The 12,975-nt window shown below is 63.0% G+C and carries 11 protein-coding genes; 4 read left to right on the top strand and 7 right to left on the bottom strand.

Features of this window, described 5'->3' with window-relative positions; genetic code table 11:
* Nucleotides 1-37 precede the first annotated feature (37 nt).
* The 4 genes from N8H22_RS14895 to N8H22_RS14910 all read right to left on the bottom strand — a co-directional run bounded on the left by N8H22_RS14895 (nucleotide 38) and on the right by N8H22_RS14910 (nucleotide 3,296).
* Nucleotides 38-553: an MgtC/SapB family protein gene (locus tag N8H22_RS14895; protein ID WP_264591289.1), complete on the bottom strand. Its 516-nt coding sequence runs from the start codon at nucleotides 551-553 to the stop codon at nucleotides 38-40.
* A gap of 61 nt (nucleotides 554-614) precedes the next feature.
* On the bottom strand, nucleotides 615-1,637 hold the full coding sequence (locus N8H22_RS14900) for a DUF2914 domain-containing protein (protein WP_264591290.1): 1,023 nt from the start codon (nucleotides 1,635-1,637) through the stop codon (nucleotides 615-617).
* A 160-nt stretch (nucleotides 1,638-1,797) separates the two neighbouring features.
* Nucleotides 1,798-2,274 (bottom strand): SgcJ/EcaC family oxidoreductase, encoded by a 477-nt coding sequence (locus N8H22_RS14905; protein ID WP_264591291.1) that lies wholly within the window; start codon nucleotides 2,272-2,274, stop codon nucleotides 1,798-1,800.
* Nucleotides 2,275-2,708: 434 nt separating this feature from the next.
* Nucleotides 2,709-3,296: a TIGR00730 family Rossman fold protein gene (locus N8H22_RS14910; protein WP_264591292.1), complete on the bottom strand. Its 588-nt coding sequence runs from the start codon at nucleotides 3,294-3,296 to the stop codon at nucleotides 2,709-2,711.
* A 674-nt stretch (nucleotides 3,297-3,970) separates the two neighbouring features.
* On the opposite strand from N8H22_RS14910, the gene N8H22_RS14915 reads away from it, so the two are divergent.
* A complete protein-coding gene (locus N8H22_RS14915) occupies nucleotides 3,971-4,882 on the top strand; it encodes an SDR family oxidoreductase (RefSeq protein WP_264591293.1) in 912 nt (303 codons plus the stop codon).
* Between the two features lie 52 nt (nucleotides 4,883-4,934).
* On the opposite strand, the gene dauA is transcribed toward N8H22_RS14915, so the two are convergent.
* Nucleotides 4,935-6,671 (bottom strand): C4-dicarboxylic acid transporter DauA, encoded by a 1,737-nt coding sequence (gene dauA / locus N8H22_RS14920; RefSeq protein WP_264591294.1) that lies wholly within the window; start codon nucleotides 6,669-6,671, stop codon nucleotides 4,935-4,937.
* Between the two features lie 188 nt (nucleotides 6,672-6,859).
* On the opposite strand from dauA, the gene N8H22_RS14925 reads away from it, so the two are divergent.
* The 3 genes from N8H22_RS14925 (at nucleotide 6,860) to N8H22_RS14935 (ending at nucleotide 9,976) form a co-directional block, all read left to right on the top strand.
* Complete coding sequence (locus tag N8H22_RS14925) at nucleotides 6,860-7,147, top strand: PA4642 family protein (RefSeq protein ID WP_264591295.1); 288 nt, start codon at nucleotides 6,860-6,862, stop codon at nucleotides 7,145-7,147.
* A gap of 306 nt (nucleotides 7,148-7,453) precedes the next feature.
* Nucleotides 7,454-8,965, top strand: a complete 1,512-nt coding sequence (gene mqo, locus N8H22_RS14930; RefSeq protein ID WP_264591296.1) for a malate dehydrogenase (quinone) — start codon at nucleotides 7,454-7,456, stop codon at nucleotides 8,963-8,965.
* A 426-nt stretch (nucleotides 8,966-9,391) separates the two neighbouring features.
* Nucleotides 9,392-9,976, top strand: a complete 585-nt coding sequence (locus tag N8H22_RS14935; protein ID WP_264591297.1) for a YajG family lipoprotein — start codon at nucleotides 9,392-9,394, stop codon at nucleotides 9,974-9,976.
* A 132-nt stretch (nucleotides 9,977-10,108) separates the two neighbouring features.
* Here the strand turns inward: N8H22_RS14935 and N8H22_RS14940 are convergent, their stop codons facing one another.
* Both N8H22_RS14940 and N8H22_RS14945 read right to left on the bottom strand, forming a co-directional pair.
* Nucleotides 10,109-11,470: a DUF1329 domain-containing protein gene (locus N8H22_RS14940; RefSeq protein WP_264591298.1), complete on the bottom strand. Its 1,362-nt coding sequence runs from the start codon at nucleotides 11,468-11,470 to the stop codon at nucleotides 10,109-10,111.
* A 335-nt stretch (nucleotides 11,471-11,805) separates the two neighbouring features.
* Complete coding sequence (locus N8H22_RS14945) at nucleotides 11,806-12,972, bottom strand: 1-acyl-sn-glycerol-3-phosphate acyltransferase (protein WP_264591299.1); 1,167 nt, start codon at nucleotides 12,970-12,972, stop codon at nucleotides 11,806-11,808.
* Between the last annotated feature and the right edge of the window lie 3 nt (nucleotides 12,973-12,975).

The following is a 12,975-nucleotide window of genomic DNA, read 5'->3' on the forward strand; positions in this document are numbered from 1 at the left end:
TACGACCGCCCAGGCAGCCACATCGTTCGGTCGCTCGTCAGTGCCTGCGCATCTCGCGATGCTTGCGCGCTGCGCGGCGTACCGCATAACGCTCCAGAGGAGGCATCAGCAGCAATACCAGCAGGGCGAGCAGCGTACTCAGGACGGCCGTCGCCTCGTGACCTAGCCCGGCGGCGACGCCGATTGCCGCGGTCATCCAGATGCCAGCGGCGGTGGTGAGGCCTTGCACGTCTTCGATGGAGTTGCCCTTGAGAATGGTTCCTGCACCCAGAAAGCCCACGCCAGTGACGATGCCCTGCATGACCCTGGAGATATCCTCCTTGGGTACGCCGGCCTGCAAGGGCACCAGAACGAAGAGGGCAGCGCCCAAGGCCACCAGCATGTGGGTGCGCAGGCCTGCGGCCTTGCGTCTAAGCTCGCGCTCGTAGCCGAGCATACCGCCGAGCAGCGCGGCAATCAGCAGGCGTGTGCTGACGCGCACCGCCTCGTCCAGATCAGGAATGTCCGAAAACTCCGCGCTGATCGTCCGCGTCACGATGTCCCACCACTCCATGCCGCTCTCCGGATTCGCCTCGACGTTCTACGTTGGAGTCGGGCCGGCGTTTGCGGGTTCGCTAGTCGGTCACCTCGAAGCGCAGCATGCCGATCATCTGCCCCGCTTCGGTAACCACCCGCACGCGCCATTTGCCTGCCGGTCGCGCCGGGAAGTTGCGCTTGTGCGTCCAGGCGCGGTAGCCCGCCTCGCGTCCGCCGCTGATGTCGAGGGCGATGCGATCGACCTTGCGGCCGTTGTGCAGCCACTCATGGTAGATACGCTCCTTCAGCCCGCGGGGCGCGTTGATTGCAGTGAAGGCATAGAGACCGTTGTCGTGCAGTTCGGCTGTGCTCAGTTGACGCAGGCTCTTGCCGGGCTTGCGTTGGCGATCATCGAGGCTCACCGTCACGGCGACATCGGTGAGCCACAGTGTCGCTGGCGGTACCCAGGTGCGCCCGAGCCAGCCGGCACCACCCAGCGCGGCCGCTAACACCAGTACGCCCAGCAGGCTACGCCAGCTCCATTGCGTAAACAGGCTGCCCAGACTTGGCAGCGCCAGCACCACGGCAACGGCGAGGGCCAGCTGATAGCTCTGCGGAGTCGACAGATGCAGCATGATCGGCAGCGCGGTGAGCAGGACGGCGAACAGCGTCAGTGCATGAAAACCCAGGTAGATCCAGCGCCGCGGCGCCAGCCAGCGGTAGTACAACGGATCGATCAGCGATACCAGGGCGGCGACACCGAGCAGTCCGGTGAACAGCGCCTGCCCGCTGTTCCAAGTGGTGGTGATGGCGAAGAACGGGATGATGAAGAACAGGCTTTCCTGATGCACCATTTGTGTCGCGTAGCGCAGCAGGGGCGCGGGGATCTGCCAACCGAACCAGCGTTTCAGGTTGCGTCGCAGGCTTTGCTCGAGCGCCAGCCAGACCCAACTGATCAGCATGATCAGCGCGATGCCCTTGGCCAGCCCGGCATGGCGCTCCACCAACAGGAAGCTCGCCAAGCCGGAGCAGAAGCCGAATAGCGCGATGGTCCCCGGGTAGCGACGGACCAGGCGGCTGAGCTGGTCGATCAGGCGGGGCAGCTGAGTCTTCAGAAACATGCGGCGATAACTCTGACCCGTTGGCTGCATCCAGTATGGACAAGCTGGGGCGGTGAAGAAGGTAAGCGCAGGCGATGGGGCGACGGCAGGTTGTGCGGCCACAGACCGGCCGCACAATGGGCCCGATACTGCGGGTCGGTCAAGCGGCGTGGTAGTTGGATCAGCGGGTGTTGGCGGTTTCTTCCGGCATCGTCGAGGAGTGATGGCTGGTGATCAGCCAGCGCTGCTCCTGTGGATACCATTTGTAGGTGAAGGTGTAGCGCGCCTGCACTGCCGAGCCATCGGCGAAGTGGAAGGTGTAGAGCCCGGTATCAAGGGCGGTGGTGCAACCGATCTGTACCATCCGCGAGTCGATGGTGCCCGTCGGGCGCTTGGTCATGAAGTGCGAGAAATAGTCCTCCTTGGCGGCCGCCGAGCGTCTTGGGGTGTTCGACTGGGTGGGCAACAGTAACGAGTTGGCGGCGTAGTTATTGACCACCTGCTTGGGGACGCCGCTTTGCAAATCCTCGTTCCAGCGTACGAACAAGGCGGCGATGTCGTCTTCGCGAGCGGGCTGGCAGGTCTCGGTGGCGGCCTGGATGGAGATGGACAGCAGGCTTGCGGCGCCGGCGAGCAGCATGGATATGGTGTGGTTCATTGCGGGTCCCGGATCGGTGTGGATGGGGGCGCGCTGTTCCGCGCATCGGCGGTTGGCCGACCCGGGTGTGACCGTCCGTAGGTGACGGCATTCCATGACTTGATAGGTTTTTGCCTGGGACTGTTCGCCGCAGCCGTCGGCATGTTATCCCCGTTAGTTGTGCAACGAGTTGTGGATAAGTACTGAATGACTTGTCCTGAGCCTTGCGCTGCGGGGCGTTCGGCGTCTTGATCATTTATTGATCGTTGGCCTTGGAGTGGGTTCCGGAAAGCGATCTCGGCAAAGCTCAGGTGCAGAATCGCGCTTCGCTCGTGCTTATCCCCGGTTACTGTGAATCACGTTGTGGATAACATGGGCAAGGCTCGCTGGAAGCCCTGCCAGGCGACGGCTGTAGCGATGCGGTTGAAATTTGAGCAGCGCAGCCGCGGGCGAGCTCAGCTTGGCGTACGGTCGTGCCATTTGGCTACCACGGTGGGCTGCCAGTTCACCAGCAATTGCAACAGCGTTGCGGGGCAATCGCTGCGCTGGAGCATGGCGCGGTGCGGGGCGCGCACGAAGCCTTCGTCCACCAGGTGATCGAGGAAATGGCTGAGCTTGCTATAGAAATGATCGACATCCAGTAGGCCCAACGGCTTGCGATGGTAGCCGAGCTGGCCCCATGTCCAGACCTCGAAGAGCTCCTCCAGTGTCCCGAGCCCTCCCGGCAGTGCGATGAAGGCATCGGATAGCTCGGCCATCCGCGCCTTGCGGGCGTGCATGCCATCCACTACTTCCAGGCGAGTCAGGCCGCTATGGCCGACCTCGGCATCCTTCAGGCTCTGCGGAATGATGCCGACGACTTCACCGCCGGCAGCCATCGCGGCATCGGCGACTACACCCATCAGACCGACCGCGCCGCCACCATAGACGAGCCTTATGCCATTGGCGGCCAGCGTTTCGCCCAGTGCTGCAGCCGCCTCTCGGTAGACGGGATTGGTGCCTGTGCTGGCGCCGCAGAATACGCAAACGGAACGTAGGGACATGATGGGATTCCAACAAGAGCGGGCCCGAAGAGTACCGCCGTGCCCCTGCTGTGGCCAAGCCTGTCAGCCGATCACTCGTCCGGGCAGGCACCGCTGGCAGCGGATGCGTAGTTGGCGAACAGGCGTTGGAAAAAGGTGTGGCTGAACATGATACGGCTCCCGCTCTGACTGGACGCCCCCATGCTAGGTCTGAAATCGCCGGCTGCCTCGTTGATTTCGGCCATCGCGTCCATAGGAGAAAACGACACGTCACGCGTCTGCTGGCCGTTATCCCCTGAACCTGTGTAACAGTCTGTGGATAACCATTGGGTGGAACTGCGGCGGTGCGATGAAGCCTGGCTTGCGAAGGATCGTGTGATTTTCCATCAACGGTTGCTTTATAGAGGGGAAAGCCCAATTTAGAGGGCTTGCGCCGGATCGTTGGACTCCGTTAATGCCACGCCAAGCTAGCCGCCGTTATCCCCGGATGCTGTGGAAACTGCTGTGCATAAGTTGGTGGGAAACCTCTGCGAAGCGCAGTACCACAGGGCTGCGCAGCTTCGTCTAAAAAATGATCACAGGTCTCCGCGTATCCCGGCCCGTTATGCTCAGTCATTCATTCAGGGCCGGTTGATTGCCGCGCTTAGCCAGGCTGCCGGACACTCACCTCTCCACGACAAGCCAAGGATCCAACAATGACGCAAGCCATCCGCTTTGAAGACCAAGTGGTTATCGTGACCGGAGCCGGCGGCGGCCTTGGGCGCGCCCATGCTCTACTGTTCGCTCGGCACGGTGCTCGCGTGGTCGTCAATGACCTGGGCGGTAGCGCCCAAGGCGAAGGCGCTAACAGTTCGGCTGCCGATCAGGTGGTTGAGGAGATTCGTCAGGCTGGCGGTACGGCGGTGGCCAATCATGATTCGGTTATCGACGGCCAGCGTATCGTTGAACAGGCGCTGGACGCGTTCGGTCGCGTCGATGTGGTGGTAAACAACGCCGGTATTTTGCGCGATAAGACCTTCCACAAGATGGAGGATGCCGACTGGGACCTGGTTTACCGCGTGCATGTCGAAGGTGCCTACAAGATCACGCGTGCCGCCTGGCCGCTGATGCGCGAGCAGGGCTACGGCCGGGTGATCTTCACGGCGTCCACGTCGGGCATCTACGGCAACTTCGGTCAGGCCAACTACGGCATGGCCAAGCTCGGCCTCTACGGCCTAACCCGCACGTTGGCGCTGGAGGGTCGCAAGAGCAACATCCTGGTCAACGCCATCGCGCCCACCGGCGGCACGCGCATGACCGAAGGACTGATTCCGCCCCAGGTGTTCGAGCAGCTTAAGCCGGAGCTGGTGAGCCCGTTGGTCGTGTATCTGGCGAGCGCGCAATGTCAGGAGACCGCCGGGCTGTTCGAGGTGGGCGGTGGCTGGATGGGCAAGGTGCGCTGGGAGCGTAGCCTGGGTTTCGGGTTCGATCCGAAGGCCGGATTCGATGCCGAGGATGTCGCCGCCAACTGGCAGCAGATCTGCGACTTCAGCGATGCCGCGCACCCGGCGGACAACCTCGAGGCGTTGAAAGAGATGATGGCCAACCTGCAGAAGTACGCCGGCTGAGCACCTGGCGCTGCGCGACAGCCGGGCGGAGCCGGCCGGCTGCCGCGCGAGATCAGGCCGGTTGCGGCAAGGACTCGCTGTCTGCCTGCAACAGCCGTATGGCTTTCTCCCGTGCCTGGGTCAGGTCACGCACATACAGCAGGTGCCCCTGCAGCCGGTGGATGCCGGCGCGCCGCAGTTTCAGACGGACTCGGGCATTGCTGCCGCTGAGAATGAGTGTGACACCGAGGCGTCGGTAGTCGATCAGCACGTTTTCCAGTGCAGCCAGGGCGGTCATGTCCAGCATGGGCACCGCACTGATATCGACGATCACCACCTTTACCTCGGGATTGAAGCGTCGCAGCGCCCCCAGCGCTTTTTCCGCAGCACCGAAGAACAGCGGTCCGCGGATGGCGTAGGCGGCCACATGGATGGGCAGATCGGCGAGGATACGGCCCTGGTCGCGCGATAACCCGGTAGTGTCGGTGAGCTCGCTCATGCGCTTGATGAACAGGCCGGCGGCCAGCAGCAGGCCGACGCCCACCGCCAGCACCATATCGAACAGCACGGTCAGGATCAGGCAGGTCAGCAGTACCAGCACGTCGCTGCGTGGGGCGATGCGCAGCACGTGTACGACATGCGGCGCTTCACTCATGTTCCACGCCACCATCAGCAGCAACGCCGCCAGCGCTGCCATCGGCAGGTAACTGAACAGAGGCGCAAGCCAGAGAATCGCCACCAGCACCACGCCGGCATGGATGATTGCCGCCAGCGGCGAGAACGCGCCGGCGCGCACGTTGGCGGCGCTGCGGGCGATGGCGGCGGTGGCGGTGATACCGCCGAATAGCGGTGCGATCAGGTTGCCAAGACCCTGGCCGATCAGTTCGCCGTTGGGCTCATGGTTGCTGCCGGTCATGCCGTCGGCGACTACCGCGCAGAGCAGCGATTCGATGGCGCCGAGCATGGCGATGGCGAATGCCGGTGCTAGCAGCTGGTGGAACAGTTCGTAGGTCAGCTGCAGTGGCTGGCCATCCGGACCGGGTAGCTGCCACGGCAAGCTGAAGTCGGGCAGCAGTGGCGGTATGCCCGGATAGGTGGTGCCGTCGAGCTCATAGCTGAAGCGTTCGCCAAGTGTGGCGACTGCCAGGCCGGAGGCTTCCAGGGCGAGTCCAGCCAATGCGCCGACGGTCAGCGCAACCAAGTGGCCGGGCACCCGCGGAACCCAGCGCGGCCAGAGAATCAGTACAGCCAGGCAGATCGCTGCGATCAGACCATCGCCCAGATGTGCATCCGGCAGTGAACGCACCAGCAGCGCTACCTGCTCGACATAGTGCTGCGGCTGCTCGGTGAGTGTCAGGCCGAACAGGTCCTTGATCTGCAGCGTGGCGATAACGATGCCGATCCCCGCAGTGAAGCCCAGGGTCACCGGATAAGGGATGAAGGCGATCAGCCGGCCGGCACGCAATAAGCCAAGGGTAATCAGGATCAGACCGGCGAGCATGGTGCACAGCAGTAACCCTCCTAGGCCGAACTGCTGGGTGATGGGGAGCAGGATGACCACGAAGGCGGCGGTCGGGCCGCTGACGTTGAAGCGCGATCCGCCAGTCAGCGCGATCAGGGGGGCGGCCACCAGCACCGTATACAGGCCATGTTGCGGCGGGACACCCACCGCGATCGCCAGAGCCATCGCCAGCGGGATGGCGATGATGCCGACAGTCAGACCGGCGCTCAGATCGCCACGCAGAGCAGCGGCGCCGTAACCCAGACGTAGGCTTTGGCGCCACGCAGCAAACAGGGGGGGGAGGTTCATGCAGTGACGCTCCTTGTACGCAATACCGCAGTATAAGCACGGGTCGATGCTCGACCGATGTTAATCCCCGCGCCGGGTGTGCGGCAGCGGGTGTACGACCTTGGTCGCAAGCCGCCCTCGCGCGTTGAGCGTGCCGGCCGCGAGGAGTAAACTGCCGCCCCCGTGAGACCCCGTGGAGCGGAATCGACATGCGTAAAGACAAGAAACAGGTGATTGGCGAGGAGATCGGCGACGAATCGATCAAGCTGTTTCTGTTGCCGGAACCGGCTGACGATACGCCGCCGTCGCTGCACAAGTTGATCAAGGCATATCGCGGTCTGCGCATCGACGACTTCGAGCGCTTCATCGGTTTCTTCGTAGCTGCCGGCTACGACCTCGGCGCGCGTAACGTCAAGGGCCAGGACTTCATCGACCTGATCGCCGATCAGCATCAGGCTCGGCCCTACATCGAGGTAATCGAAGCCGCTCGCGGCTGACCGCAAACTGTCGAGTGCCGGCGGCGAACATGGCAGCACGCCGAGGCGCTGGACCGGCACGCAGACTCGCAATCGTTTTTCTCGCCACATCCGGCCGTCGAGCCTTGGGTAAAGCCCTGCTCCGGACTGGTTGAGGTGATAGGAAGGAGGCCAAAAGCCGCCCTTCCGACAGCTGGCAGGCGTCTTTCTCGCCTGTTCTCGGGCACAGGATTCCCGAGCAGCGGAACAGAAACCATCCTCCGTTTCTGGCCGTCTGGCTGGTGGGTTATACGCGCCCGCGTACTGCGGACGTGACAGTTTAATGCTGTGATTCTGGAGAACGCGTTAATGACGCAACACGATAGCGAAGCAGTGGATATGGTGTTGGTGGGGGCCGGCATCATGAGCGTTACCCTCGCGGTACTGCTCAAGGAACTCGACCCCAACATCAAGCTTGAGATCGTCGAACTGCAGGAATCCGGAGCCATCGAAAGCTCCAATCCCTGGAACAATGCCGGTACTGGCCACGCGGGGCTTTGCGAGCTGAACTACACCCCGGACAGCAAGGACGGCGCGATCGACATCAAGAAGGCCGTCCTGATCAATACCCAGTTCGAAGTCTCGAAGCAGTTCTGGGCCTACCTCGCCGATCGCGAAGGCTTCGGCTCTCCCCGCGACTTCATCAATCCCGTTCCGCATCTGAGCTTCGTGCGCGGCAGCAAGAACATCGACTATCTCAAACGTCGGTTCGATGCGCTGAAGACCCACCATGCTTTCGCCGACATGACCTACTCGGAAGACCGCGCGACGCTGGCCGAGTGGATGCCGCTGATGATGCCGGGTCGCGCCGCCGACGAGCCGATCGCCGCCACCCGCGCCATGAATGGTACTGACGTCAACTTCGGCGCTGTCACCAACCAGATGCTCGGCTACCTGTCGCGCAGCGCGGGCGTCAAGGTTTCCTACAACCAGAAGGTGACCGGACTGGCGCGTACCGCGAGCGGCTGGAAGGTCGACATCAAGAACACCCGCAGTGGCGATTCTCGCGAAGTGGCTGCCGGTTTCGTCTTCCTTGGCGCCGGTGGCGCGGCATTGCCGCTGCTGCAGATGTCCGGTATCGAGGAGGGGAAGGGCTTCGGTGGCTTCCCGGTGAGCGGCCAGTGGCTGCGTTGCGACAACCCGGAGATCGTCGCTAAGCACCAGGCCAAGGTTTACAGCCTGGCCGCGGTCGGCGCACCGCCGATGTCGGTGCCGCACCTGGATACCCGCGTAGTCGATGGCAAGAAATCCCTGCTGTTCGGACCCTATGCCGGTTTCACCACCAAGTTCCTCAAGCGCGGCTCCTTCATGGATCTGCCGCTGTCGATCCGGCCGAGCAACATCGGTCCTATGATGGCCGTGGCGCGCGACAACATGGACCTGACTCGTTACCTGATCAAGGAAGTGATGCAGTCCATGGAAGACCGCCTGGAAACCCTGCGTGGTTTCTATCCCGAGGCCAAGGCCGAAGACTGGCGTCTGGAAATCGCGGGTCAGCGCGTGCAGATCATCAAGAAGGACCCGAAGAAGGGCGGCATCCTGCAGTTCGGTACCGAACTGGTCGCGGCGAAGGACGGCAGCATTGCAGCTCTGCTCGGTGCCTCGCCGGGCGCTTCGGTCACCGTATCGATCATGCTTGACCTGATCGAGCGCTGCTTCCCCGAGCAATACCGCTCGCAGGCTTGGTCGTCCAAACTGGCCGAGATGTTCCCGGCGCGGGAAACGACCCTGCAGAACGATGCCGCTGCGTATCGCGAAGTCAGTGCGATGGCCGACAAGCGCCTGGGTCTGGCGGGCTGATCGAAGCGTATCTGCTGACGTCGTACACGAAACCGCCCTGCCTCACTGAGACAGGGCGGTTTTTTTTTGCATGTTCAGCCTTGCCGGCCGGTAACGGTTGGCCGATCCAGCCGAGTCGACTCTCGGTGACCTCGACCCATTGCTGGCCGCTGGGGCTGCGGGTCGCGCTGAGCAGCATGCGACAGCAGCCCTGCTCGTCGACGAGCGCATAGTGGCGGTGATGCTGACGGCGCAGCAGTCGGCGAAGAAATTCCATGCTCGGCATACCCGGTCGTTGAGTTGCCGGCTTTATCGCAGCTGCGCATGACAGCTAGATGAAGGAACGCACCGGCGCTGCGTCCGGTCTGATTCGCATCACTGTCGGGGTTTGGTGGCGCTGGGTATACTGCGCGGCGTTCGTCATCCCCCCACTTGGAGAAAAACAGCATGCTGCAACGCCTGTTGTTCGGACTTATCGCTGTGCTTGGACTGGCTCTCGCAGGTTGCGCCCACAGCCCGCAGCAGCTCGACCCCAATCCCAAACTCATGGGTACCATCAATCCGGTTGGTCAGGGTCAGCCGGTCGTTGTGCGCGTCGTCGATGGTCGTTCCTCGCCGACCCTGGGCACGCGTGGCGGGCTGTATCCGGAAACCAGTGCGGTCATCGTGCCGAGCGAGAAGGTGCTGCCCAAGCTGCAGGCGCAGACTGAGGCGGCTGTACGGCTGCTCGGCTTCACGCCTTCGCCGAACGCCTACAACGCACCGCAACTGACGCTGACGCTGGCGGAGCTGAAGTACCAGTCGCCGAAGGAAGGCCTGTATGTCACCGAAGCCAACATCGGCGCAACGCTGCGGGTCGAGGTGCAGAACTCCGGACGTCGTTACAGCGGTCGCTACGGCGCTTCGCTGAACCAGCGTTTCGGCATGGCACCGAACGAGCAGACCAATACCAAGCTGGTCAGTGACGTGCTGAGCGACGCGCTGACGCGCGCCTTCAAGGATCAGAACATCGGCCAGCTGCTGGCGCAGTGAGCACTAGCGCTACGCTGGTTGATCGACCCGGAAAAGCCCGCAGCAGCGGGCTTTTTCTTTGCCGGCAGGATTGAGCGCTGCAACGAAAAACGCCCCGAGATCGGGGCGTTAGATCATCAGCGGCGTGTTCGCTCAGCGTACGCCGGCGTTGCGCAGTGCGGCCGGGGTGTACTGGTTGGAGTTGGCCTTGTAGTTGTAGGTGTAGGGGTTCTTTTCCTCGTTCTTCATGCCCATCACCAGATAGCGCCCGGAGACCAGGTCGTACAACGTCTCCATTGCATACAGCGGGACCTGCACGTTGTACACCTGCTGCGCATGGGCCTCGGCGACGCGCCACAGCTGGTTACGGCCGTCGTAGTGATCGATTACCGCGGCTTGCCAGGTATCTTCGTCGATGAACAAGTGGCGCTTGGCATAGATGTGGCGATCACCGGCCTTGAGGGTCGCCTCGACTTCCCAGACGCGGTGCAGTTCGTAGCGGGTCAGATCCTGGTTGATGTGGCCGGCCTTGACGATGTCGTCGTACTTCAGCTTCGGCGAGTCCAGGCGGTAGGCGTTATAAGGAATGTACAGTTCGCGCTTGCCGATCAGTTTCCACTCGTAGCGATCGGGCGCGCCGTTGAACATGTCGAGGTTGTCTGCGGTGCGCAGGCCGTCGGCGGCAGTGCCGGGGCCGTCGTAGGCGACCTGCGGAGCGCGGCGCACGCGGCGTTGGCCGGCGTTGTAGATCCACGCCATGCGCGGCTCCTTCACCTGGTCGAGTGTCTCGTGTACCAGCAGCACGTTGCCTGCCAGGCGTGACGGTTCGGTCACCTGCTGCTTGAAGTAGAACAGCACGTTGCCGTGTTTTTCGGCGCTGTAGTCCGTCAGGGTGTTGGCGTACACCACCTCGTCAATGAACTTTACCAGGCTGTAGCTGCCGTTCACCTGCGGTGTGGCCTGGGCGACCACGCGTCGTGCCGAGGCGCCGCGGTAGCGGGTGATGTGGTTCCAGACCACCTGCAGGCCGTCCTGCGGAATCGGGAAGGCAATTGCGGTCTCGAAGTTTTCCAGGCCATTGCCGCCACGCACCAGGGTCGTATTGCGGGCATTGCGCGCGGCGGCGTCGTAGATGTGCTGCGGCAGGGCCGCGCTGCGGCGGGTTTCGAACACCGGTAGGCGGTAGCTTTGCGGATAGCGCTTGAGCATCGCGATCTGGCCCGGACTCAGATTGTCCTGGTACTGCTGATAATTCTGCGCGGTGATAACGAATTTCGGCTGGTCATCGGCGAAGGGGTCGCCGACGAAGCCATCGGCGCTGACCGGGGCCGCATTTTCGGCCAGGCCCCCGGTCCAGGCCGGGATGGTACCGGCAGCGTTGCCGGCCCGCTCGGCGCCGACTGGCGTCAGGCTGTTGCCGAGCTTGGCTGCGTCCGATTCGGATACCGCTGCGCCGGCTGTGCCCGCCAGCAGTGCCAGCGAGAGGGCCCCCAATTTGAATAATGTGGTGCTCATTGTTGTTGTCCTGTGATCCTTGAAAAAGTAATGACCCATCCGATGCGTTCATGACCAGGTGGTCAAATTCGCGCATTGCGCTGATTCTTGGGGTCATTGACGCAGCGGCAGGGCTACGCCGTCCTCCTTTGATGTGAGCGCGTGCCGGACGATCGTCAGGCGAAGGCTCTATTTCGCCCATTCGGGGTGTTCGGAGGGTGAGGGCGGGAGACGCCTTCGTCAAGATGATCTGGCGAAGGAGCAGATATAAACCGCGTCAATGATGCGAGCTGGGGACTCGGGCTCCCGCCGGGCGACGCCTTGCCATGAGGGCGCCGGGCGGGGCGGGCAACCGATTACAGCGGCAGGCCGGCGTTGAGGCGGTACTGGTTGCGTACCGGGGTGGCGTATTGCTGGATCAGGTAGGGTTGTTGCTCGCTCGGGCACGCGGCCAGGCGCGCGCTCCACTGCGCTTCGGCCCGCTCCAGCTCGGCCCTGTCGAACAGTTCGGCGGCACTCGGCACGCTGAGCGCCGGGTCCTGCTCGTCCCACATGCGGTACGCTAGGTAGTGCACCGGAAACAGCCGATAACCGCAGAGAATCTCGCGGTCGAGGGCCGCCGCCAGTTCCTTCGCATCATCCGGTACGCTGCTCATCGGTGCGCCGAAGTGCACGTGCACCCGGCCCTTGTAGCCGGTGATGCCCAGCGCAATGCTGGCGTCATCCTCGCCGGGTGCCTTGGTATAGCTGCCGGTGGTGGCGCGGGTGAACAGTTCGCGGGCCTTGGCCAGGTCGCAGGGGTCGTACTCGTAGCTGATCGCCACCGGTGTCGGGCGTAGTGCCGCCAGCACTTCGGCGAAGGGTTCGTCCTTGCGGCTCATGTGCAGCATCTTGAGAATGGCCGAGTCGGTACGGTCATCACCGTCCTTGGCGCGACCTTCGGCCTGGGCGATCCACACCGATTCGCCATCCTCGCGGATGGAGTGATTGATGTATGCGGAAAGCAGCTGGTAGGCGGCGAGCTTCTCACGTCGGGCGGTGATCGACCGGCGCACGATGAAACTCTTGTTCAGACGCATCAGGTCGCTGACAAACGGCCTCTGCAGCAGGTTGTCGCCAATGGCGATACGCGGGGTGCGGATACCGGCCTGATACACGGCGTAGTTGACGAACGCTGGATCCATCACGATGTCCCGATGGTTAGCCAGGAACAGGTAGGCGCGTCCGGGCTGTAGCCCTTGCACGCCCGAGTAGGTCACGCCATCGGTGGCGCGCTCGATGGTCCGATCGACATAGCCTTCGATCTTGTCCTGCAGCGCATCGACCGAGTCGATGCGGGCGAACTCACGGCGCAGGCGATGGGCGATGACCGGCTTGAGCAGCCAGCCGAAAGTGTCTGCCAGCCGCGGGAAGCGAAAGTGCACCAGAATGTCGAGAAAGTCCCGATCGGCGAACAGGCGGGCCATGACGCCCGGTACTTCGGCGTCGGCGTAGGGGCGGATGGCTTCGAATTCGTCCATCATTCT

The organism is Stutzerimonas sp. S1 (assembly GCF_025966695.1).
Taxonomy (GTDB): Bacteria; Pseudomonadota; Gammaproteobacteria; order Pseudomonadales; family Pseudomonadaceae; genus Stutzerimonas.